The 20,745-nt window shown below is 66.2% G+C and carries 22 protein-coding genes; 10 read left to right on the forward strand and 12 right to left on the reverse strand.

The genetic code is table 11. From position 1 onward, the window contains the following. Positions 1–6 precede the first annotated feature (6 nt). The 3 genes from CQ050_RS06305 to CQ050_RS06315 are packed head-to-tail and all read right to left on the reverse strand — an operon-like array spanning position 7 to position 1,852. The gene (locus tag CQ050_RS06305; protein ID WP_105555936.1) at positions 7–633 is read right to left on the reverse strand and encodes an HAD hydrolase-like protein; all 627 of its coding nucleotides are present in this window, start codon (positions 631–633) and stop codon (positions 7–9) included. Between the two features lie 29 nt (positions 634–662). Next, positions 663–1,229, reverse strand: coding sequence for a hypothetical protein (locus CQ050_RS06310; protein WP_105555937.1), 567 nt, complete (start codon positions 1,227–1,229; stop codon positions 663–665). Positions 1,230–1,264: 35 nt separating this feature from the next. Further along, on the reverse strand, positions 1,265–1,852 hold the full coding sequence (locus CQ050_RS06315; protein WP_105555938.1) for a TIGR00730 family Rossman fold protein: 588 nt from the start codon (positions 1,850–1,852) through the stop codon (positions 1,265–1,267). A gap of 229 nt (positions 1,853–2,081) precedes the next feature. On the opposite strand from CQ050_RS06315, the gene CQ050_RS06320 reads away from it, so the two are divergent. Continuing rightward, entirely contained in the window at positions 2,082–2,642 is a 561-nt protein-coding gene (locus tag CQ050_RS06320; RefSeq protein WP_105555939.1) for a bacterioferritin, read from the forward strand. A 79-nt stretch (positions 2,643–2,721) separates the two neighbouring features. Here CQ050_RS06320 and rimO read toward each other — a convergent pair whose 3' ends face one another. The 3 genes from rimO to CQ050_RS06335 all read right to left on the reverse strand — a co-directional run bounded on the left by rimO (position 2,722) and on the right by CQ050_RS06335 (position 5,359). Further along, complete coding sequence (rimO, locus tag CQ050_RS06325) at positions 2,722–4,068, reverse strand: 30S ribosomal protein S12 methylthiotransferase RimO (RefSeq protein WP_105555988.1); 1,347 nt, start codon at positions 4,066–4,068, stop codon at positions 2,722–2,724. Between the two features lie 148 nt (positions 4,069–4,216). Then, the gene (locus CQ050_RS06330; protein WP_105555940.1) at positions 4,217–4,468 is read right to left on the reverse strand and encodes a DNA-binding transcriptional regulator; all 252 of its coding nucleotides are present in this window, start codon (positions 4,466–4,468) and stop codon (positions 4,217–4,219) included. 258 nt (positions 4,469–4,726) lie between these two features. Continuing rightward, complete coding sequence (locus CQ050_RS06335) at positions 4,727–5,359, reverse strand: LysE family translocator (protein WP_105555941.1); 633 nt, start codon at positions 5,357–5,359, stop codon at positions 4,727–4,729. Between the two features lie 96 nt (positions 5,360–5,455). Here CQ050_RS06335 and rsmB point away from each other — a divergent pair, with 96 nt between their 5' ends. The 7 genes from rsmB to CQ050_RS06370 all read left to right on the forward strand — a co-directional run bounded on the left by rsmB (position 5,456) and on the right by CQ050_RS06370 (position 14,906). Beyond that, positions 5,456–6,793: a 16S rRNA (cytosine(967)-C(5))-methyltransferase RsmB gene (rsmB, locus tag CQ050_RS06340; protein WP_105555942.1), complete on the forward strand. Its 1,338-nt coding sequence runs from the start codon at positions 5,456–5,458 to the stop codon at positions 6,791–6,793. A 39-nt stretch (positions 6,794–6,832) separates the two neighbouring features. Then, complete coding sequence (locus tag CQ050_RS06345; RefSeq protein ID WP_105555943.1) at positions 6,833–7,423, forward strand: DUF4390 domain-containing protein; 591 nt, start codon at positions 6,833–6,835, stop codon at positions 7,421–7,423. After that, positions 7,420–9,735 carry an ATP-binding protein gene (locus tag CQ050_RS06350; protein ID WP_105555944.1) on the forward strand — a complete coding sequence of 772 codons (2,316 nt, stop codon included), beginning with the start codon at positions 7,420–7,422 and terminating at the stop codon, positions 9,733–9,735. Before CQ050_RS06345 ends, CQ050_RS06350 begins: the two co-directional genes overlap by 4 nt. An 11-nt stretch (positions 9,736–9,746) precedes the next feature. Further along, entirely contained in the window at positions 9,747–10,439 is a 693-nt protein-coding gene (locus CQ050_RS06355) for a response regulator (RefSeq protein WP_105555945.1), read from the forward strand. Beyond that, the gene (gene trkA, locus CQ050_RS06360) at positions 10,436–11,815 is read left to right on the forward strand and encodes a Trk system potassium transporter TrkA (protein WP_105555946.1); all 1,380 of its coding nucleotides are present in this window, start codon (positions 10,436–10,438) and stop codon (positions 11,813–11,815) included. Before CQ050_RS06355 ends, trkA begins: the two co-directional genes overlap by 4 nt. A 52-nt stretch (positions 11,816–11,867) precedes the next feature. Further along, positions 11,868–13,337: a TrkH family potassium uptake protein gene (locus CQ050_RS06365; RefSeq protein WP_105555947.1), complete on the forward strand. Its 1,470-nt coding sequence runs from the start codon at positions 11,868–11,870 to the stop codon at positions 13,335–13,337. A 327-nt stretch (positions 13,338–13,664) separates the two neighbouring features. After that, positions 13,665–14,906 carry a YbdK family carboxylate-amine ligase gene (locus CQ050_RS06370; RefSeq protein ID WP_105555948.1) on the forward strand — a complete coding sequence of 414 codons (1,242 nt, stop codon included), beginning with the start codon at positions 13,665–13,667 and terminating at the stop codon, positions 14,904–14,906. Between the two features lie 24 nt (positions 14,907–14,930). Here the strand turns inward: CQ050_RS06370 and CQ050_RS06375 are convergent, their stop codons facing one another. Then, a complete protein-coding gene (locus CQ050_RS06375) occupies positions 14,931–15,866 on the reverse strand; it encodes a methyltransferase domain-containing protein (RefSeq protein ID WP_105555949.1) in 936 nt (311 codons plus the stop codon). Between the two features lie 51 nt (positions 15,867–15,917). Here CQ050_RS06375 and CQ050_RS06380 point away from each other — a divergent pair, with 51 nt between their 5' ends. Beyond that, positions 15,918–16,664, forward strand: coding sequence for a ComF family protein (locus CQ050_RS06380; RefSeq protein WP_369868255.1), 747 nt, complete (start codon positions 15,918–15,920; stop codon positions 16,662–16,664). Positions 16,665–16,777: 113 nt separating this feature from the next. Then, positions 16,778–17,248 (forward strand): tRNA (cytidine(34)-2'-O)-methyltransferase, encoded by a 471-nt coding sequence (locus CQ050_RS06385; RefSeq protein ID WP_088588732.1) that lies wholly within the window; start codon positions 16,778–16,780, stop codon positions 17,246–17,248. A 5-nt stretch (positions 17,249–17,253) separates the two neighbouring features. On the opposite strand, the gene CQ050_RS06390 is transcribed toward CQ050_RS06385, so the two are convergent. From CQ050_RS06390 to CQ050_RS06410, 5 genes are read right to left on the reverse strand one after another with little or no spacing between them, the layout of a single operon-like run. Further along, positions 17,254–18,246 carry a tripartite tricarboxylate transporter substrate binding protein gene (locus CQ050_RS06390; RefSeq protein WP_105555951.1) on the reverse strand — a complete coding sequence of 331 codons (993 nt, stop codon included), beginning with the start codon at positions 18,244–18,246 and terminating at the stop codon, positions 17,254–17,256. Positions 18,247–18,295: 49 nt separating this feature from the next. Beyond that, positions 18,296–19,378, reverse strand: a complete 1,083-nt coding sequence (locus tag CQ050_RS06395) for an NAD(P)H-dependent glycerol-3-phosphate dehydrogenase (protein ID WP_105555952.1) — start codon at positions 19,376–19,378, stop codon at positions 18,296–18,298. A 15-nt stretch (positions 19,379–19,393) separates the two neighbouring features. Beyond that, a complete protein-coding gene (secB, locus tag CQ050_RS06400; protein WP_105555953.1) occupies positions 19,394–19,939 on the reverse strand; it encodes a protein-export chaperone SecB in 546 nt (181 codons plus the stop codon). Between the two features lie 39 nt (positions 19,940–19,978). Further along, on the reverse strand, positions 19,979–20,236 hold the full coding sequence (grxC, locus tag CQ050_RS06405) for a glutaredoxin 3 (RefSeq protein ID WP_105555954.1): 258 nt from the start codon (positions 20,234–20,236) through the stop codon (positions 19,979–19,981). 48 nt (positions 20,237–20,284) lie between these two features. Continuing rightward, on the reverse strand, positions 20,285–20,707 hold the full coding sequence (locus CQ050_RS06410; RefSeq protein ID WP_199196740.1) for a rhodanese-like domain-containing protein: 423 nt from the start codon (positions 20,705–20,707) through the stop codon (positions 20,285–20,287). Positions 20,708–20,745 lie beyond the last annotated feature (38 nt).

Here is a 20,745-nt window from a genome sequence, read left to right on the forward strand (position 1 = left end):
CCAGGTTCAGGCCAGGATGGCGGGCAGGTCGTCGACGGTCAGGAAAATCTCGTTGGGGCCGCGTTCGCGGAGCGCGTCCACATGGTTATAACCCCAGGCGACGGAACCAACGTGCACGCCCGCCTTGCGGGCGGCGTCGATGTCGCGCATTTCGTCGCCCACCAGCAGGAAGCGGGCGGGGGCGATTTCGTGGCGGCGCATCAGGCGGTCGATCTTGGCAGCCTTGCCGAACAGGTCGGTGCCGCATTCGTAGTCGTCGAACAGCGCGGTGGCATCCGGGCCCAGCACGCGCTGCACGTTCTCGATGGAATTCGAGCTGATCACGGCCAACCGCAATCCACCGGCCTTCAGGCGCGCGAGCACCTCGGGAATGCCGTCGAACAGGTGCACGCTGGGATCGATGTCCTGCATCAGGGTGCGCACGTGCGACATGATCGCCGGCAGCTTCCACAGCGGTATCCCCAGATACTTCAGGATGTCGGCGGCTTCGCGGTGGCGCAGGTTTTCGCGCTCCGACAGGTCGATCTTGCGGAAGCCGTATTTATCGGCCACGGTGTTCAGGATGGAATTGAACCAGGGCATGGTGTCCGCCAGGGTTCCGTCAAAATCAAAAGCGGCGATGTCGTATTTCAAGTGGGATCCAGTAGACGGCGCAGGCGTGGCTACAAGCCGTTGGGGTGAAGCAGATAGTGGACAACCGGCGCCAGGGCTTCCAGCGGCGGCGCGCTGGCCACGACGCGGGCGGCGTTCGTCCAGGGGTAATCCAGCGCCAGCAGCCAGCCGAAGACGGCGGCCGTGTCGCCCGGCGGCAGCGTCACCATGGTTTCGATCGTGATGGTGAGGTCCGTGGCGCGGTATGGGGAGGCCTGGAATTTCCAGTCGTACCGGCCGCAGCCCACGCGCACGTTGCCGGTGGCCTTCTCGGTCATGGCCACGATCCAGTCGCATTGGTAGTCGGGCAGACAGGCGTCCGGTGCCGGCCGCGACAGGTAGAACGTGTAGACGTTGTCGTAGGTCTGGCCGAACTTGCGCACCAGCGTGTCGGCGATTGCCGCCAGCCCATGCGATTCGGGGGGGAAGGCGATGGCTTGCGTGCGCAGCGCCATTTTCAGCACGGCGTTGTCTGCGAATGCCCGCGACATGTAGTGCGGGCGATTCTCGTCCTTGGCGTGAAAATAGTCGCGCAGGACGGACTCGGTGCTGGAAGGGGACAACGAATCGGGCATCATTGCGTAAGCTTCCGTTGGGTCATGGGAGGGCGGCTTCAGGCCTTGATGGGATCGAACCACTTCGAGACATTGGGTGCCTCGTAGATGGCATAGCGGTCCAGCAAAACGGCGGGGTCTTCTTCCACCACCAGCATGTCTCGATGCTGGGGGCGGATGAACGCTTCATCGACGGCATGGTCCACGAACTGCACCAGCGCGTCGTAGTATCCCGCGATGTTCAGCAGGCCGCAGGGCTTCTGGTGCATGTTCAACTGCGCCCAGGTCCAGACTTCGAAGAACTCTTCCAGCGTGCCGGCGCCGCCGGGCAGCGCGATGAATCCGTCGGCCTTTTCAATCATCATGGCCTTGCGCTCGTGCATATTCTGCACCAGATGCAGTTCGGTCAGGCCGCGGTGCGCTTGTTCCTTCTTTTGCAGCAGCTCGGGTATGACCCCGATCACGCGGCCGCCGCCCGCCAGCACTTCATTGGCCACGACGCCCATGATGCCGACCACCGATCCGCCGTACACCAGGCCCAGGTCCCGCTTGACCAGTTCGCGCGCCAGCACGCGGGCCTGTTCGATGTAGTCCGGGCGGGAGCCCGGATTCGAGCCGCAATACACGCAAATGTTCTTCAGAGTCATAAAAAGTCGGAGATGGCCGTCCCGTTACAGATTGCGTCACGGGCTTTTCGGGAAGCCGATAGTTTACGCAAGGTTTGGCCAGGGGTTTTATTGCCCGGGGGCGCGGCCAAGCCCGGCGCAACGCAATGTTTGGACACAGCACGATCCGCCATGACCGGTAGACTGGGTTGTTCGGCACGACTGGAAATCCAGCGTCGTAGTGCTTTCACTAACCCGAGGAGCTAACGATATGGAACACGCAACCCGAACCCCCCAGAACACGAGCCGCCCTTTCGACATGGACGTGAAGGCCATTCGCGCCAAGGCGCGCCAGGATATCGAATCGGGCGCCGTGACGGACACCTACCGCGCGGACCGGCAAACGGTGCTGAAGCTGCTGAACGAAGCACTGGCCACCGAGATCGTCTGTGTGTTGCGCTATAAGCGCCACTTCTTCATGGCACGCGGCCTGAATGCGGAACCGGTGGCGGCGGAATTCGCCGAACACGCCACGCAAGAGCAGGACCACGCCGACCGCCTGGCCGAGCGCATCGTGCAGCTGGGTGGCGAGCCGAACCTGTCGCCCAAGGGACTCTTGGAGCGCAGCCATTCGGAATATGTCGAAGGCAACACGCTGGAAGAGATGATCAAGGAAAACCTGATCGCCGAACGTATCGCCATCGACAGCTACCGCCAGATGATCGAATACATTGGCGAACAGGACTCCACCACGCGCCGTCTGTTGGAAGAGATCCTGGCGGTGGAAGAAGAGCACGCCGACGACCTGTCGGACTTCCTGGCAAAGGCGTAGAAGGGCAGCGCAAAAAAAAACCGGCCTCGCAAGGCCGGTTTTTTCGTCGCGGCGGCGGCCAGCGGGCCGCCCGCCTCGATCAGATTGCGTCGCCCCAGAGGTCGTATTCGTCCGAATCGGTGATGCGCACGCGCACCATGTCGCCCGCCTTCAACGGCTTGTCCGAGCTGACATAGACGCAGCCGTCGATCTCGGGCGCGTCGGCGCTGCTGCGCCCCACGGCGCCATCTTCGTCCACTTCATCGATCAGCACGTCGATCTCGCGGCCCACCTTGCGAGCCAGGCGCGCGGTCGAGATGCCTTGCTGCAATTCCATGAAGCGTTCCCAGCGGTCTTGCTTCACGTCGTCCGGCACGGGATTGTCCAGCAGGTTCGCGGGCGCGCCTTCCACCGGCGAATACTGGAAACAGCCCACGCGGTCCAGCTGCGCTTCCTGCATCCAGTCCAGCAGGTACTGGAAGTCTTCTTCGGTTTCGCCGGGGAAGCCGACGATGAAGGTCGAACGAATGGTCAGGTCGGGGCAGATCTCGCGCCAGCGCTTAATGCGCGCCAGGGTCTTGTCTTCGAACGCCGGGCGCTTCATGGCCTTCAGGATGCGCGGGCTGGCGTGCTGGAACGGGATGTCCAGGTACGGCAGGATCTTGCCTTCCGCCATCAGCGGGATCACTTCGTCCACGTGCGGGTACGGGTACACGTAGTGCAGGCGCGTCCAGATGCCCATTTCGGACAAGGCCAGACAGAGCTCGGTCATGCGGGTCTTGACGGGCCGGCCGTTCCAGAAGCCGCTGCGGTACTTCACGTCCACGCCGTACGCGCTGGTGTCTTGCGAGATCACCAGCATTTCCTTCACGCCGGCCTTGACCAGGCGCTCGGCTTCGCTCAGCACGTCGCCCACCGGGCGGCTGACCAGGTCGCCGCGCATCGACGGAATGATGCAGAAGCTGCAACGGTGATTACAGCCTTCCGAGATCTTCAGGTAGGCGTAGTGGCGCGGCGTAAGCTTGACGCCCTGCGGAGGCACCAGGTCCAGATAGGGATTGTGGTCTTTCTTGGGCGGGGCGGCGTCGTGCACGGCACGCACCACCTCTTCATATTGCTGGGGACCGGTCACCGACAGCACGCTGGGGTGCACCTGGCGGATCACCGATTCCTCGACGCCCATGCAGCCGGTGACGATGACCTTGCCGTTCTCGGCCAGCGCTTCGCCGATGGCTTCCAGCGATTCGGCCTTGGCGCTGTCGATGAATCCACAGGTGTTGACGACGACGACATCCGCATCGTTGTATTCGGGCGTGACTTCGTACCCTTCGGTGCGCAGTTGGGTCAGGATGCGCTCGGAGTCCACCAAAGCTTTGGGACAGCCCAGCGACACGAACCCCACGCGCGGCGCGCGGCCCGGGTCGGCGCCCTGGGCCGCAGCCGTGATGGCGTCAAGCGTCGAGCTGCTGCCACTGCTGGCGGAAGTGCCGGCGCCTTTGCCGGGCCGGGATTGTTCAAGAATTTCCAATCTAGTTCACCGTAGGTTCGCGCACTGGCTGTTGCGGTGCGGCGGGGTATTCGTCAGGTATTCGGGTTCAGGCGGGTTTGCCTGTCTGGCGGGGTGGCAGGTCGCGTAGCGTTTCGGGGTGCAGAATGGCCACTTGCAGCAGGGTCTGAGCGGCGCCGGACGGATGGCGGCGGCCCTGTTCCCAGTCCTGCAAGGTACGTACGCTTACGCCCAACAATTCCGCGAAATCCGCTTGCGGCAAACCGACGCGGCTGCGCGCTTCGCTGATATGTGATGCCTGCCACCGGGCGGGAAGCGCCGGTGGAGCTGCTTTTTTCATGACTCGTTCAATTTACGGGCAGCGCTGCTTCTCGCCATCGCTTGGGATTCATGCGATGCGCCGGGGGCAGCAACTGCGGGGAAGCGGGGAATTATACGGCAATGCCGTAGGGCGCGATAGCAAACCGGGTTCCGCGGCACGGCACAGGCTTGCCGCCGCGCGCTATCGGATGGATCCGGGCATCGTCGCCATTCTGGCCTGTCGCCGCCAGAAAGCGCCTGGCTATTGACAGCCTGGGTTCCCCGGGCGCGGTCCTTTTTACGGCGCCCCGCGCCGGTACAGCGCCAGCGTGCCCGCCAGCCCGATCATCAAGCTGCCGCAGACGCGGTTCAGCCAGCGCAGGCCCGACCCCTGGAAGGCGCGCACCAGTTGAGCGCCCAGCGCGGCGTAGACCAGCATCGTCAAGATATTGATGGTGGCCAGGACGCAGGCCACGATGGCGTATTGGGTCGCCAGCGGCGCTTGCGGGTCGATGAACTGGGGCAAAAAGGCCGACATGAACAGCAGCGCCTTGGGGTTGGTCAGCGCCACCATGAAGCTGCGCAGCCCCAGCGACAGGCCCACGGGCCGGTCCGGCCCGGGCGCGGCCGACGGCAGGATCAGCGCCGCGTCCGAGCGCAGCATCTTCCAGCCCAGATAAGCCAGATACGCCGCGCCCACCCATTTGATGAGCTGAAAGGCGACTTCGGACGCTGCCAGCACCACGCCCAGGCCCGAGGCCACCGCGCCGACCAGGATCAGGTCCGCCAAGACCGCGCCGGCCATCCCCCAGCCTGCGGCGCGCACGCCGTGGCGCGAGCCGTTGCTCAGGGCCAGCAGGGTCGTCGGGCCCGGCGTCACGATGGCGACGGCGGAGGCCAGGATGAACAGCAGCAGCGTGGCGGTAGTCATGGGGAAAGCGCTCCAGGCGAGGGGCCAGTTTGACGCGCGCGCCGCCATTCGTCCAGGTCCGGCTACCATATCGGTCTTATCCTCTGAATTTCCACCATGTCCACGCGTTCCGACTCCCCCCATCTGGCCCCCCCGCTTTCCTCCGTTCTTCTTTCCAGCGCGGGGGTGGTCGAGGGCGTGCTGGACGGCCGTTCCCTGACGGACGCGTTGACCGACGTAAGTTCCGCCCTGCGCCCGGCCACCCAGGCCGTGTCGTTCCATGCGATGCGGTATCTGGGCTGGGCCGACGCCGTCGGCCGCGAGCTCGTCCAGCGCTATCCCAGCGTGCTGTTCGAATCGCTGTTGCTGGTGTCCCTGACCTTGCTGAAAGAAGAGGGCGACGCCGCCGCCGCGCTGCCCGGCATGCCGGTGTACGCGCCGCATACGGTGGTGGACCAGGCCGTGACGGCCGCCTCCAATACTCGCGCCCTGGCGTCCTTCAAGGGCATGCTCAACGCCTGCCTGCGCCGCTTCCTGCGCGAGCGGGCGGCGCTGGAAGCCGCGGTGGCCGACAGCCCCGAGGCCCAATGGAACCACCCCGGCTGGTGGGTCAAGCAACTGGGCGTGGCGTATCCGCAAGAATGGCGCGAGATCCTGGCCTCGGCCAACGTGCCGGCCCCGCTGACGCTGCGCGTGAACCGCCGCCGCGCCAGCCGCGAGCAGGTGCTGGCGGCCTTCCAGGACGCCGGCCTGTCGGCGGAACCCGTGGGCCAGGCCGGTCTGGTGATGAGCAGCCCCAAGCCCGTGACCCAATTGCCCGGTTTCGCCGAAGGGTGGTGGTCGGTGCAGGACGCCGGCGCGCAACTGGCGGCCGAATTGCTGGCGCCGGCCGACGGCATGCGCGTGCTGGACGCCTGCTCGGCGCCCGGCGGCAAGACCGCCCACCTGCTGGAATTGGCCGATATCGACCTCGTGGCGCTGGACGCCGACGGCGAACGGCTGGAACGCGTGGAGCAGAATCTGGACCGCCTGGGCCTGGCAAGCAGTCGCGTCCAGCTGGAGGCCGCCGACGCATCCGACCTGGACGCCTGGTGGGACGGCAAGCCTTTTGACGCGGTGCTGGCGGACGTGCCCTGCACGGCGTCGGGCATCGTGCGCCGCCACCCCGACATCCGCTGGCTGCGCCGCGAAAACGATGTGCGCCGCACGGCCACCTTGCAGGCCAAGCTCCTGGATTCGCTATGGCAGACGGTCGCGCCCGGCGGCCGGCTGCTCTATGTGACGTGTTCGGTCTTCCCGATCGAAGGCGCGCGCCAGGCGCTGGAGTTCCTGCAACGGCATCCGGAGGCCCAGCGGCTGGACGCGCCGGGCCAATTGCTGCCTGTTGCGCTCGATGCAACACCGGCCGCCCAACATGACGGGTTTTTCTACGCCTTGTTTGCCAAGCAGTCCTGAATCACCAAGAATAGGGGCATGACGGTGTTTCGGTGTCGTATGTCCATTATTTCGCGTTTATTTCTTGGGTTGTTGCTGGTATCCGCCTTGCTTTCCCTGGTGCCGGGCGGCGAAGCATATGGCGCCGAGCCTAAGGTTGTGCGGGTCGAGCCGGTCGTGCGCAACGGCCGTCTCGAGATCGACGCGGACATCGAATTCGAACTGAATCAGCAATTGCGGGACGCGGCTCAGCGCGGCGTCCCCCTCTATTTCACGGCCGACCTGACCATGACGCAGGAACGCTGGTGGTGGTTCGACAAGCCGCTGGTGGACACGTCCCGCACGTGGCGCGTCGTCTATAACGCCTTGACCCGGCAATGGCGCGCCGGCGTGGGCGAACTTTCCTTCCCCGTGGCCTCGCTGGACGACGCCATGAGCGTCATCCGCCACATTCGCAATTGGTCGGTGGCTGACGCCGGCGACTTCGACGAAGGGGTGATGTACGGCGGCCAGCTGCGGCTGCGCCTGGACACCTCGCTCTTGCCCCGGCCGTTCCAGGTGAATGCCTTGAACAGCAGCTCCTGGGCGCAGGGGACTCCCTGGACGGACTTCTCATTCACGCTGAGCGGCAAGGAGAAAGATCCCTCATGAGGCTGTTGCTCCGCCTGGCCCTGATGGTGGGTGCCGTAAGTGGCCTGGCGTTGCTGGGGTTGCTGGCATGGTCCACGGGCAATGCCTCGCGCTTTGCACGCTACTACGACACGCTGTTGGTGCTGAACGGCATTTTCGCCCTGGCGCTGTTCATCTGGGTGGTGGCGCTGACAGTGCGGCTGGCCCGCCAGATCCGGCGCCGGCAGTTTGGCGCCCGCCTGACGGCGCGCTTTTCGCTGGCATTCGCGCTGATCGGCGTGGTCCCCGGCGCCCTGATCTACACCGTCTCGGTGCAGTTCATGTCTCGCTCCATCGAATCCTGGTTCAACGTGCGGGTGGACACGGCGCTGGAGGCCGGGCTTAACCTGGGCCGCGCCGCGCTGGATTCGCTGCTGGCCGACCTGGATGCGCGCGCGCGCTCCATGGCCATGGAATTGAACCGCAGCACCGACAGCGGCGTGATGCTGGCCCTGACCCGGCTGCGTGAAACCAACGGCGTGCAAGAGGCCATGGTGTTCACGGGCAGCGGGCGCATGGTGGCGTTTTCCACCAGCCAGTATGGCCAGTTGCTGCCCGCCATGCCGCCGTCGACGGTGATGAACCAGCTGCGGCTGGCGCGCGGCTATTCCGCGGCCGAAGCCGATGACCCCGTCACGGCAGGCGCCGAGGGCGGGCTGCACCTGCGCGTGGTGATTCCCCTGACGGGGCCCGACCGCTATGACAACCTGTTGGGCGCGGCATCCGAACCGCGCTGGCTGCAGTTGCTGCAGCCCGTGCCGGAACAGATCGCCCACAACGCCAACCTGGTGCAGCAGGGTTTCCGCGACTATCAAGAGCTTGCACTGTCCCGCCTGGGGCTGCGCAAGCTTTACGGCATCACGTTGACGTTGGCGCTGTTGCTTGCCGCGTTCGGCGCGATCGCGGTGGCGCTGTCGCTGTCCAAGCGGCTGGTGCGGCCGCTGCTGAGTCTGGCGGGCGGCACGCAGGCCGTGGGCGTGGGCGACTACCGGCCCCTGCCCGAACCGCCCGAGCGCGACGAAGTCGGCCAGCTGACGCGGTCGTTCAACGCCATGACGCGGCAGTTGGACGAAGCCCGCCGCATGGTCGAAAGCAATCGCCAGCAGCTGGAGCGGTCCAACGTCTATCTGGAAAGCGTGCTGTCCAACCTGTCGTCCGGGGTGCTGGTTTTCGACGAATCGTTCCGCGTCACCACGGTCAACCAGGGCGCCCAGACGATCCTGGGGGTGGATCTGCGGTCGGTGATCGGCCGTCCGTTGGAAACCGTGGACGGCATGCTGGAATTCGCCAACATCGTGCGGCAGGCGTTTTCGACCCACGCGGCCGTGGGCTCGGAGCGCCAGCACTGGCAACAGCAGTTCGAAATCAGCCCGGCCCAGGGCGCCGCGCCCGCCCCACCCCAGCCGCTGACCCTGCTGGCGCGTGGCACCCACCTACGCGTGGATGGGCGGGGCAATGGCTATCTGGTGGTGTTTGACGATATTACCGAAGTGATTTCGGCCAACCGCACCGTGGCGTGGGGCGAAGTGGCTCGCCGGCTGGCGCACGAGATCAAGAACCCCCTGACCCCCATCCAGCTGTCGGCCGAGCGCCTGGCCATGAAGCTGGAAGGCAAGCTGCAACCCACCGAAGCGCAGATCGTCACACGGTCCACCAACACCATCGTCAGCCAGGTGGCCTCGCTCAAGCAGATGGTGGATGACTTCCGCGAGTATGCCCGCACGCCGCCGGCCGTCATGCAGCGCATCGATTTCAACGCACTGGTGGCCGACGTGCTGTCGCTGTATGGCTGGGAGCCGGACGGCGGTTCGTCCCGCCTGACCGGCAAGGCGCTGAATCTGGACGTGAACCTGGGGGCGGACCTGCCGGCGATCGAAGGCGATCCGACGCAGCTGCGCCAGGTGATCCACAACTTGATGTCCAACGCCCGCGACGCGATCGCCGAAATGGGCGGCGAGGGCAGAGTCAGCGTGACGACCCAACTCATGCGCAGCGAACAGCCCGACCGGGCCGATCAGCAGGCACTTAGATTTACCGTTGCCGACACCGGGCCGGGCTTCCCGCCGCAGGTGATGCAGCGCGCGTTCGAGCCCTACGTAACCACCAAGTCCCACGGGACTGGGTTAGGATTGGCAATCGTACGCAAGATTGTGGAAGAGCACGGCGGACGTATCGACCTTGCCAACCGCAAGGAAGGAGGCGCGCGGATTTCCATCTTGTTGACCCGGTTGGCTCCCGGGCCAGACACTATGGACGCGACCGCGCAAGAAAAGGATAATGCGGCTACGCAATAGGTGGATGCTTTATGGCCAGAATTCTGGTGGTTGACGACGAAGTCGGTATACGCGAGCTTTTGTCGGAGATCCTTTACGACGAAGGACACACGGTCGAACTGGCCGAAAACGCGGCGCAAGCGCGCGCCGCACGCCTTCGCATGCGTCCTGATCTGGTGTTGCTGGACATCTGGATGCCCGACACCGATGGCGTGAGCTTGTTGAAAGAGTGGGGCTCGCAAGGCCTGCTCGACATGCCCGTGATCATGATGAGCGGCCACGCCACCATCGATACGGCGGTCGAGGCCACGCGCATCGGCGCCATGGATTTCCTGGAAAAGCCCATCACGCTGCAACGGCTGCTGAAAACCGTCGCGGCGGGTTTGGCGCGCGGGCGTGCCCCGCATCCGGTGCCGGCCGCCGTGCATCCGGCCACCGCCAACGCCACCGTGGCGCTGGAAGACGAGCTGGATCCCCCCGCCGTGGTGGCCGCGCCCGCCAACGAAGTGCCCGTCACGTCCAACGGCCAACTGGGCAGCATTTCGCTGGACCAGCCGCTACGTGAAGCGCGCGACGAATTCGAGCGCATCTATTTTGAATACCACCTGGTCCGCGAAAGCCACAGCATGACGCGCGTGTCCGAACGCACCGGGCTGGAACGCACCCACCTCTACCGCAAGCTCAAGCAATTGGGCATCGAGTCGGCGCGCAAGCGCAGCACATGAAGATCCTGATCATGGGCGCTGGTCGCGTAGGCACCAGCGTGGCCGAAAACCTGGTGTCCGAAGAAAACGACATCACCGTGGTGGATACCGATGCCACGCAACTTCGGTACTTGCAAGAACACTTCGACCTGCGCGTCGTCCATGGCGACGGCTCGCAGGTGTCGGTGCTGGAAACCGCCGGCGCGGCCGACACCGACTTGTTCATTGCCTGTGCGGCCTCCGACACCGCCAATATGGTGGCGTGCAAGATCGCCCGCCAGCTGTTCAACATTCCCCGCCGCATTGCCCGCATCCGCTCGGCCGAGTTCCCGGAACACCCGGAACTGATGAGCGAAGAGGGCTTTTGCATCGACGCCCTGATCAGCCCCGAACGCAGCGTCACCACCTATCTGCACAGCCTGATCGAATTCCCCGAGGCCTTGCAGGTCGTGGAATTCGCCGAAGGCCGCGTCTGCGTGGTGACCGTGCGGGTGGGGCATGGCAGCCCGATGGCGCATTCGTCCGTGGACAAGCTGCGCGACGTATGGCCCGACGTGAAGGCGCGCGTGATCGACGTGCTGCGCGGCGGCCGTCCCTTGCGGGCCGGCAGCGGCACGGTCATCGCCCCGGGCGACGAGGTCGTTCTGGTGGTGGATTCGCGCGATGCGCGCCGCGCCGTGCGCCAATTGCGTGAAGCCGAACGCGCCGTGCGACGCGTGATGATCGCGGGCGGCGGCAATATCGGCCTGCGTCTGGCGCGCCAGTTGGCCGAAGAAAAGTACAGCGTTCGCATCGTCGAACGCGACCTGAAGCGCTGCGAATACCTGGCGACCCAACTGCCCGACAGCGTCCTGATCCTGCATGGCAGCGGCACGGACGAAGCCCTGTTGGAACGCGAGAACATCGAAGACATGGACACGTGGCTGGCGCTGACCAGCGACGACGAAGACAACATCATGTCGTCGCTGCTGGCCAAGCGCCTGGGCGCCCGCAAGGTGATCGCGCTGATCAACCGCCAGGCGTATGGCGAATTGATGCAGGGCAGCCACATCGATATCGCCGTGTCGCCGTCGCAGGCCACGATGAGCGAGCTGCTGCGCCACGTGCGCCGCGGCGACGTCGCGGCCGTGCATCGCTTGCGCCAGGGCGTGGCCGAGGCCCTGGAGGCCATCGCCCACGGCGACCGCTCGACCTCCAAGGTCGTGGGCCGGGCCGTGGGGCAGATCAGCCTGCCCAAGGGGGCCAGCATTGGCGCGCTGGTTCGTGGCGACGAGATCATCCTGCCGGATGCCGATACCGTGATCGAAACGGACGACCACGTGATCGTCTTCGTGCCGTCGCGCCGGCAGATGCCGCGCGTGGAAAAGCTGTTCCAAGTGTCGGCGTCGTTCTTCTGATGCGCACCCATCCCATGCCCCGCCGCAGGCCGCGCGCCGCAGGATAGCTCCCATGAAGCGCGTTCTGGCCACCCTTTATATCCTGGGCCTGACCATGGTGATGTTCGCCCTCACCATGCTGATTCCGCTGCTTGTCGCCTATGTGGGCGGCGATGCCGCGCGCGAGGCATTCCTGAACGGCTTCCTGATTTCGGTGGGCATCGGGGGTGGTTTGGCCGCCCTGACCCGGCGCAGCCGTTGCGAACTGCGCGCGCGCGATGGCTTTGTGCTGGTGTCGGCCGTATGGGCCGGCCTGCCGCTGCTGGCGGCCATACCGCTATTGCTGTATTTCCACGGGGCCGGGTTGCCGCTGTCGTTCACTGGCGCCTACTTCGAAGCCATGTCCGGGTTGACGACCACGGGCGCCACGGTGCTGACCAACCTGGACGCGTTGCCCGCGTCGATCAACCTGTGGCGCGCCACGCTGATCTGGATCGGCGGCATGGGCATCCTGGTGCTGGCGGTGGCGATTCTGCCCCTGTTGGGGGTGGGCGGCCATCAGGTCGTGCGGGCTGAAACGCCGGGCCCCATGAAAGACGAGCGCCTGACGCCACGCATCGCCAGTACCGCCAAGGCCCTGTATGCGGTGTATTTCGTGTTTTCGATTCTGTGCTTCCTGGCCTACCGCGCCGTGGGGCTGTCGTGGTTCGAGGCCTGGTGCCACATGGCCACGACGATGGGGCTGGGCGGGTTTTCGACCTGGGACGACGGGTTCGCCCATTTCGATTCGGTCGCGGTGGAAATGGTGGCCATGGTGTTCATGCTGATCGCCGGCATCAACTTCGCCACTCATTTCAACGCCTTCCGCCAACGCAGCGCGCGCGCCTATTGGCGGTGCCCGGAAGCCATTCCCTACCTGGTCATCGTGCTGGGCGCGGGCCTGGTCATCTCCACCTTCCTGTACGTGAAGGACGTCTATGGCTCGCCGCTCGAGGCGCTGCGCTATGGCATGTTCAACACCATCTCGATGGCGACCACCACGGGTTATGCCAATACCGACTTCGCGCAATGGCCCCTGTTCGCGCCGCTGACGATGCTGCTGTTGTCGGGTTTCGCCACGTCCGCCGGCTCGACCGGGGGCGGGATCAAGATGATCCGGGCGATCCTGCTGGTCAAGCAGGCGCGCAACGAGCTGGTAACAATGTTGCATCCGCATGCGGTCAGCCCCGTGCGGATCAATGGCCGGGCGGTGGACGGCCGGACGATGTCGTCCGTGTTGGCATTCATGCTGTTTTACGGGCTCTCCATCGCGGTGTTCACGAGCCTGCTGCTCCTGTCGGGCCTGGACCCGATCACGGCCTTCTCGGCCGTTTTCGCCAGCGTCAACAACACTGGCCCGGGCCTGGGCCCCGTTGGGCCCATGGGCAACTTCGCGGTGTTGTCTGATTTCCAGATCTGGGTCTGCACCTTCGCCATGCTGATCGGGCGCCTGGAACTGCTGACCGTCCTGGTGCTGTTCACGCCGATTTTCTGGCGCAAATAAGGGCCACCGGGCTCGAAAAATCCTAAGGGATAACCCTGATCAGGGTTATCCCGCCCCCTCTCGAAAACCGCTTCCCGACTGCGATTCCGGCGGCCATCGGCTCGCAACCCGCGCCGTTTCTATGTTGTGAGCGCTCGCTCACTTCCCTTCAGAGGGCAAAACTGGATGCTTCGCGATGTTGCACACAAATGTCACGATTTTCAATCGTTTTGCCACAAACCTGCGGCTATCATGCGTTCACAAGTCGCCGTCTAGCACCCCCCGGGAAGTTACCGGGCTTCAAGGTCGAACGGTGCGTCCCTCATCAAACATTCAAAGGAGTCCGAGATGGAACAGATCCCGTTCATTTCGTCGGCCCCCAACACCCTGGGCATCGAACTCGAGCTGCAACTGATCGACCCCCGCAGTTTTGATCTGACCGCAGCCTCTGACGAGCTGCTGGCCCAAATGGCCAACCATCCCATTGCCGACCGCGTTAAACCGGAAATCACGCGGTCCATGATCGAATTGAATTCCTCGGTGCACGAGCACCCCATGGGCCTTCTGGCCGAAATGCGCGAGATGCGCGACGCCTTGGTGGAAGCGGCCGACGCAGTCGGCGTGGCGGTCGCTGGCGGTGGCGCCCATCCCTTCATGCGCTGGCAAGAGCGTTCCATCTCGGATACCCCGCGGTTCCAGTACCTGGCCGAAATGTACGGTTACCTGGCGCGTCAATTTACGGTGTTCGGCCAACACATCCACCTGGGCGTGAAAAATGGCGACGACTCTATCAAACTGTTGCGCCGGCTTTCCCCCTACGTCCCGCACTTCATCGCGTTGTCGGCCTCGTCCCCGTATTGCGAGGGCGTCGACACCCTGTTTTCGTGCTCGCGCCTGAATGCGGTGAACAGCTTCCCGCTGGCCGGCCATATGCCGCCCGACGTCAAGGACTGGTACCAGTTCGAGGCACACCTGTCGCAACTGCGCGCCTACGGTCTGGCCGAGAGCATCAAGGACTTGTACTGGGACATCCGCCCCAAGCCGGAATTCGGCACGGTGGAGATCCGCGTGTGCGATACGCCGCTGACGGTGGAGCGCGCATGCCAGATCGCGGCCTTCGCCCAGGCCTTGGCGGTGTTGCTGATGCGCGAGGACGACCCGCATGACAACGCCTGGCTGTCTTACCGCAGCAACCACTTCCAGGCCTGCCGTTTTGGCCTGCAAGGCAGCTATGTCACGCCGGACGGCCAGCGCCTGCGCCTGATGGACCATCTGCGCGCCTTGTTCCAGCGGCTGATGCCGGTGGCCGAAGAACTGGGCACGGGCGACATGATCGCCGCCCTGCGCGACGAAGCCATGCGTAGCGGCAACGATGCCCGGTGGCTGCGTAGCCAGTTCCACCGCCTGCGCGATCTGCCGCTGGTGGTGGACGCCATGACGCACACGTGGCGCGGCGAGCCGGCCGGGGCTGCCCCGGCGGAACCCACGGCGGTGCTGCGTCGGCGCATCCGCGCCAATTCGGAGCCCATGCAGCCCCTGTCGGCGTCTGAACCGGGGGTCAGCGTGCCCCTGCCCGAACGCCTGCACTGAGCGGCCCCGTGGCGGGGCCCCGATTCAAGGGGTTCCGCGGTGCCGGCCGCCGATCGCGCTGACGGATAGCCGGGTTTCTCCGGCGACGGTGCGGTGCGCGGCGGCGCGCCACGCGTGGCCATAGGCCACTTCGATACTCAAGGCGATCAGGCCGTCTGGCCGGCGTTGCGCTTCCAGCGCGGCGCACAGGCGGTCGCGCCAGTCGCGCCCGACCAGGCCGCCGCGGCGGCCCTCGGCAGGATTTCCGCCCAGCGCGCGCACGTCCTGCAGCAGCTTTTCAGGGCTACGGTAGGTCAGGGTCAGCAGTTCCTGATCCATGACCGGATCGGCAAAGCCGTTTTCCACCAGCAGGTCGCCGAAATCATGCATGTCCACGAAGGACGGCGTGGCGGTCGCGAGGCCGGCGTCGGCCAGCGCCTGGCGCAGCTCACGCAGGGTGGCGGGGCCCAGACAGGAGAACATCGCCAGCCCGCCCACTTTCAGGATGCGGCGCCATTCCGCCAGCACCGCGTGCGGGGCGCGGTGCCAGTGCATGGCCAGGTTCGACCACACCAGTTCCAGCGATTCGGGGGGCAGGCCGGTATCGGCCAGGTCGGCGTTGATGAAAGCGGGGGCCGCCGGGCCGCGGCGGGCCAGCTTGCCGATCCAGGCGCCCAGGCCGGCGGGCGCATGGCGCTTGCGCGCCCGGTCCAACAATGGTTCGCAGTTGTCCAGCCCGGTATAGGCGGCGTCCGGATAGCGCTCGCGCAGCAGGGGCAGGTTGTCGCCCGCGCCGCAACCGGCGTCCAGCACCGCCTGAGGCTGCACGCGGATGTATTGCAGGCGGCCGAGCATGCGGCGGGCCACTTCCCCATAGAGGAATTGCGCGTCGGACAAGTCGCCGCGGCGCGCGAACTGCCGGGGCACGTCGGCGCTGACGAGGGGAAGGGAGGGAAGCGGTGCGGATTCTGGCAGGGACATTTCGGTCGCGCCCGCGTCTTCGCCGCGGGGCGGAACATGATTTCATGAGGTATGGCATACATTATTGCGCATCCGGGCGGCCGGGCCCGATTCCCCCTACAGGGCATGGGGCGGCGGCTGTGGTCCCGGGTGGGCTGCGATTGCCCGTTATGCGGCGCGCGGGTGGCGGGCGCGCGGCTGTGCGGCGGCTGCGAAGCCGACATCACTGCCTTGCCGGGCGGGCGGCCCCGGTGCCCGGGCTGCGCGCTGCGCCTGCCGGCTACCGCGTCCTCTTGCCCCGCATGCCTCGGGGCATCGCGGGCCTACGGGCGGACCATCGCCGCGTTCGACTACGTGCCGCCCGCCGACGCCCTGATTCAGATGCTCAAGACCCGGCTGCGCCTGAGCATGGCGCCGGTGCTGGCCCGGCTGATGGCCGCCGAGGTCCGGCGCCACGGCGGATTGCCGGCGGGCAGCCTGCTGGTGCCGGTGCCCGCCAGTCGCGCCTCGCTGCGCCTGCGCGGCATGAACCCGGCCGGTGAAATCGCCCGAAGCCTGGCGGCCGAGCTGGCGCTGCCCCTGGCGCGCGGGGCACTGCGGCGGCGTCGGGAAACGCCTCGCCAGACGGCGTTGGGGCGACACGCCCGCCAGCAAGGCGCGACGGCTCTGTTCCTGGGCTCGTCCCGGGTGCGCGGCCGTCATGTGGCGGTGGTGGACGACGTCATGACCACGGGCAGCACCGTCCAGGCGGCCGCTAGCGCCCTGCTGGCGGCCGGTGCGGCCAGCGTGACGATCCTGGTCGCGGCCCGCACGCCCTGATCCGGGCTGGGGCCGAGGCCAGACCCGGGCCAGCGCGCCGCAGCGGCAAATCGGCGACAATTCATCCGTGCGGCCACTCTGGCGCCGCACGCCGTCCTTGTTCCTTATTCGCCATGTTCCACGTCATCCTCGTCTGCCCCGAGATTCCCCCCAATACCGGCAACGCCATCCGGCTGTGCGCCAATACCGGGGCCCAGTTGCACCTGGTGCGCCCTTTGGGTTTTGAACTGGACGACGCGCGCATGCGCCGCGCCGGCCTGGACTATCACGAGTGGCAGCCCGTGCGCGTGCACGACACGCTGCAAGAGGCGTTGGACGATACCGGCGCCGACGCGTCGAGCATCTACGCGCTGACCACGCAGGCGCAGCGCAGCGTGGCGGATATCGGTTTCAAACCGGGTGACGTGTTTGTGTTCGGCCGCGAAACGGCAGGGCTCTCGGCCGAGCATCAAGCGATGTTCGCGCCCCAGCAGCGCCTGCGGCTGCCGATGCGCGCTGGCCAGCGCAGCCTGAACCTGTCCAATGCCGTCGCGGTGACCGTGTTCGAAGCCTGGCGTCAGCAAGGCTTCGAAGGCGGCGTGTAGGACGCTTAATCCAGCGACAGCTTCAGCTTGTCGATCACCTGGTCCCAGCGCGCCTTTTCGCTCTTGATGCGGGCGGTCAGGGCTTCCGGGGTGGACGCCGCGGGCGTGAAGTACTGCAAGGCCAACTGCTTGCGCACGGCCTCGCTGTCGATGATGCGGGCCAGTTCGCTGTTCAGCCGTTCGATGACCGGCGTCGGCGTGCCGGCGGGCGCCAGCACGGCGTTCCACGAAATGGCTTCAAAGTCGGGGTAGCCCTGCGACGCCATCGTCGGGATGCCCGGCAGCGCCTCGCTGGGTTGCAGGCTGGTCACCGCCAGCAGCTTGACCTTGCCGTCGCGGGCCTGGGGCACGGCGATGGCGGGCACCATGAAGCCGGCCTGCACGTCGCCGCCGATGATCGCCGTGATGACCTGCGGGAATCCGGAATACGGGATGTGCGCCAGGTCCACGCCCGCGCTTTCCTTGAACATCTCCATCGCCAGATGGGCCGAGCTGCCGGCGCCGACCGAACCGTAGTTCAGCGAATTGCCGCGGCCTTTGACCAGTTTGACGAAATCCTGGACGTTATCGACCTTCAGGCTGCCCGGCACGACCAGCACGTTGGGGCTGGTGCCCACCAGCGTGACCGGGGCCAGATCGGCCAGCGGGTCGTAGCCCAGCGTCTTCTTGTACAGCGTGGGCGCCGTGACCAGCGGTCCGTTGATCGTATAGAGCAGCGTGTAGCCGTCGGGCTTGGCCTGCGACACGACGCGCGTGCCGATGTTGCCGCCCGCGCCCGGCTTGTTGTCGATGACGATGGGCTGGCCCAGCGCCTGCGACAGCGGCTCCGAGATCGTCCGAGCCAGGATGTCGGGCGACGATCCGGGCGGGAAGGGCACGACCATGTGGATGGGGCGATCGGGCCAGTCGGCATGGGCGGCGGCCGGCAGCGCGGCGGCCAGGCTGAGGCACAGGGCGCGCAGAAGCGGGCCTACCCCGAATGTGCGGGTTTGCGTCATGAAGGATGTCTCCTCGGAATCGGTGCGGTGTCTTGTTGTTAGGGAGGGGTCACAGATGGCCGCCCAGCGACGGGTCCAGCGGGCCGCCCGCGTCCGCGCTTTCGTCGCGCGCGTCGCGCGCCAGCAAGGCGGAAACCGCGGTCATGGGCGCCACGCCGTCGAACAGCACGGCGCAGACGGCTTCGGTGATGGGCAATTCGACATTGATGGCGCGGGCGCGGTCCAGCGCGGCGCGCGCGCAGCGCACGCCTTCGGCCGTGATGCCGCTGGCCAGGATGTCGGCGAGCTTGCGGCCGGCGCCGATCTCCAGACCCACGCGGCGGTTGCGCGACAGGTCGCCCGTGGCGGTCAGGACCAGGTCGCCCAGGCCGGTCAATCCGGCGAAGGTCTCGGCGCGGGCGCCCAGCGCCACGCCAAAACGCGTCATTTCGGCCAGGCCGCGGGTGATCAGCGCGGCGCGGGCATTGGTGCCCAGCGCCAGTCCGTCGCCGATGCCGCAGGCGACCGCGATCACGTTCTTCAAGGCGCCGCCCACTTCCACGCCCACGACGTCCGCGCTGGCGTAGACGCGCAGCGCCGCGCCATGGAAGGCGGTGGTGGTGGCGTCACGCAAGGCGGCGCTGGTGCTGGCAACCGTCAGCGCCACCGGCAGGCCCTGGGCGACTTCGCGCGCGAACGAGGGCCCGGACAGCACGCCGCCGACGGCGCCGGGCAGCGCCTGGCGCACGATTTCGTGGGGTAGCCTGGCCGTGTCGGCTTCAAAGCCCTTGCACGTCCAGACGATAGGGGTGTCCTGCAATCCCAAGACGGGCAGCCGGCGCGACAGTTCGCCGCAGATGGCGGTCAGCCCGGCCACGGGCACGCCCAGCACGATCAGGCGGCGCGCGCCCTCGTCTTGCAGGCTGCGCAGCGCGGCGTCGAGATCGGAGGTGACATTCAGGGCCTGGGGCAGGGGGATGCCAGGCAGGTAGCGCGCGTTCTCGTGCGTGGCGGCCATGCTGGCGGCCTGCGCGGCGTCGCGCGCCCAAAGCAGGGTGGCGTGGCGGCGGCTGGAGGCCGCCGCCAGCGCGGTGCCCCAACTTCCCGCACCCAGGACGGCAACGCGCAGGCGCGGCTCTGTGGGATTGTTCATCGGGGCGCGGCGTGCTTACTGGCGGGTGGCGCTGGGGGGCAGAATGATGCCCGAGTCGCTGCCGTTGCCGTTGCCATTGCCGTTGGTCGCGCCTTGCTGCTGTTGCAGTTCGGCCAGGCGTTGCTCGTACAGGGCCTGGAAGTTGACTTCCGTCAGGTGCAGCGGCGGCATCGAGGTGCGGGTGATCGCGTCTGCGATGTTGGCGCGCAGGTACGGGTACAGCATGGTCGGGCAGACGATGCCCAGCAGCGGATCCAGTTGCTCTTCCGGAATGTTGGCGGCTTCGAAGATGCCGGCTTGCGTGCCTTCGACCAGGTACACGACCTTATCGTTGATGCGGGTGGTGACGGTGACGGTGACCGTGGTCTCGAACACGGTTTCCGCCAGACGCTGGCCGCCCACGGTGATGCTCACTTCGACCTGGGGCGCTTCTTGCTCCAGGAAAACGTGAGGCGCGTTCGGCATTTCCAGCGAAAGGTCTTTCAGGTAGACGCGTTGCAGATTGAACGAGGGCGCGTCGTTGCCGCCTTCTTGCTGGGTGTTTTGGTCTTGATCAGCCATGAGTGTTTCCGTTGGTGGAGGGGGCAAAAGAGAGGGCGATTAGCCGTTTAGCAAGGGGGCAAGGCCACCCGAGCGGTCCAGGGCCATCAAGTCGTCGCAACCGCCGACATGGGTATCGCCGATGAAGATCTGCGGCACGGTGCGCCGGCCGGTACGTTCCATCATGACATCGCGCTGGGACGGGTCGCGGTCGATCTGGATGATCTCCAGGTCGGTCACGCCGCGTTGCTCGAGCAGAGCCTTGGCGCGGGCGCAGTAAGGACAATAGTCCTTGCTGTACATGACAACTTTATTCATAGGCGCTCCTGCGATTCGGGTTTGAAGAAAGGGGACGGGCGCCCCGGTTCAACCCTTCTGGGTAACCGGCAGGCTGGCGGCCGACCAGGCGCGCATGCCACCATCCAGCGGCACGACGTCGGTGAAACCTTGCGCGCGCAGCTTGGCCGCGGCACGGGCGGAATCGCGGCCATTGTCGCAAACCACGACCAGCGGCTTGTTCTTGGGCAGCGACGCGGCCTTTTGTTCGATGTCGGCGGCCGGCAAGTTGCGTGCCTGGGCGATATGGCCGGCCTGGAATTGCTCGGCGGGACGCACGTCGACCCACACGGCATTGCGCTGGTTGACCATCTGGATGGCCTCGCCGGTGCTGACGGCCGAGCCGCTGCGCCCCTTGCGGAGCGCGGGAATGGCCAGCATCACGCCGGAGATCACGGCGACGGCGACGATGAAGACGTTATTTTTATCGAGCAAGAATTGCAGAAGATCCACGGGGCATCCTGAAGTACGGCGACAAGCCTGGTAGGGGC

Source organism: Achromobacter sp. MYb9 (assembly GCF_002975275.1).
In the GTDB taxonomy this organism is placed as follows: domain Bacteria; phylum Pseudomonadota; class Gammaproteobacteria; order Burkholderiales; family Burkholderiaceae_B; genus Achromobacter.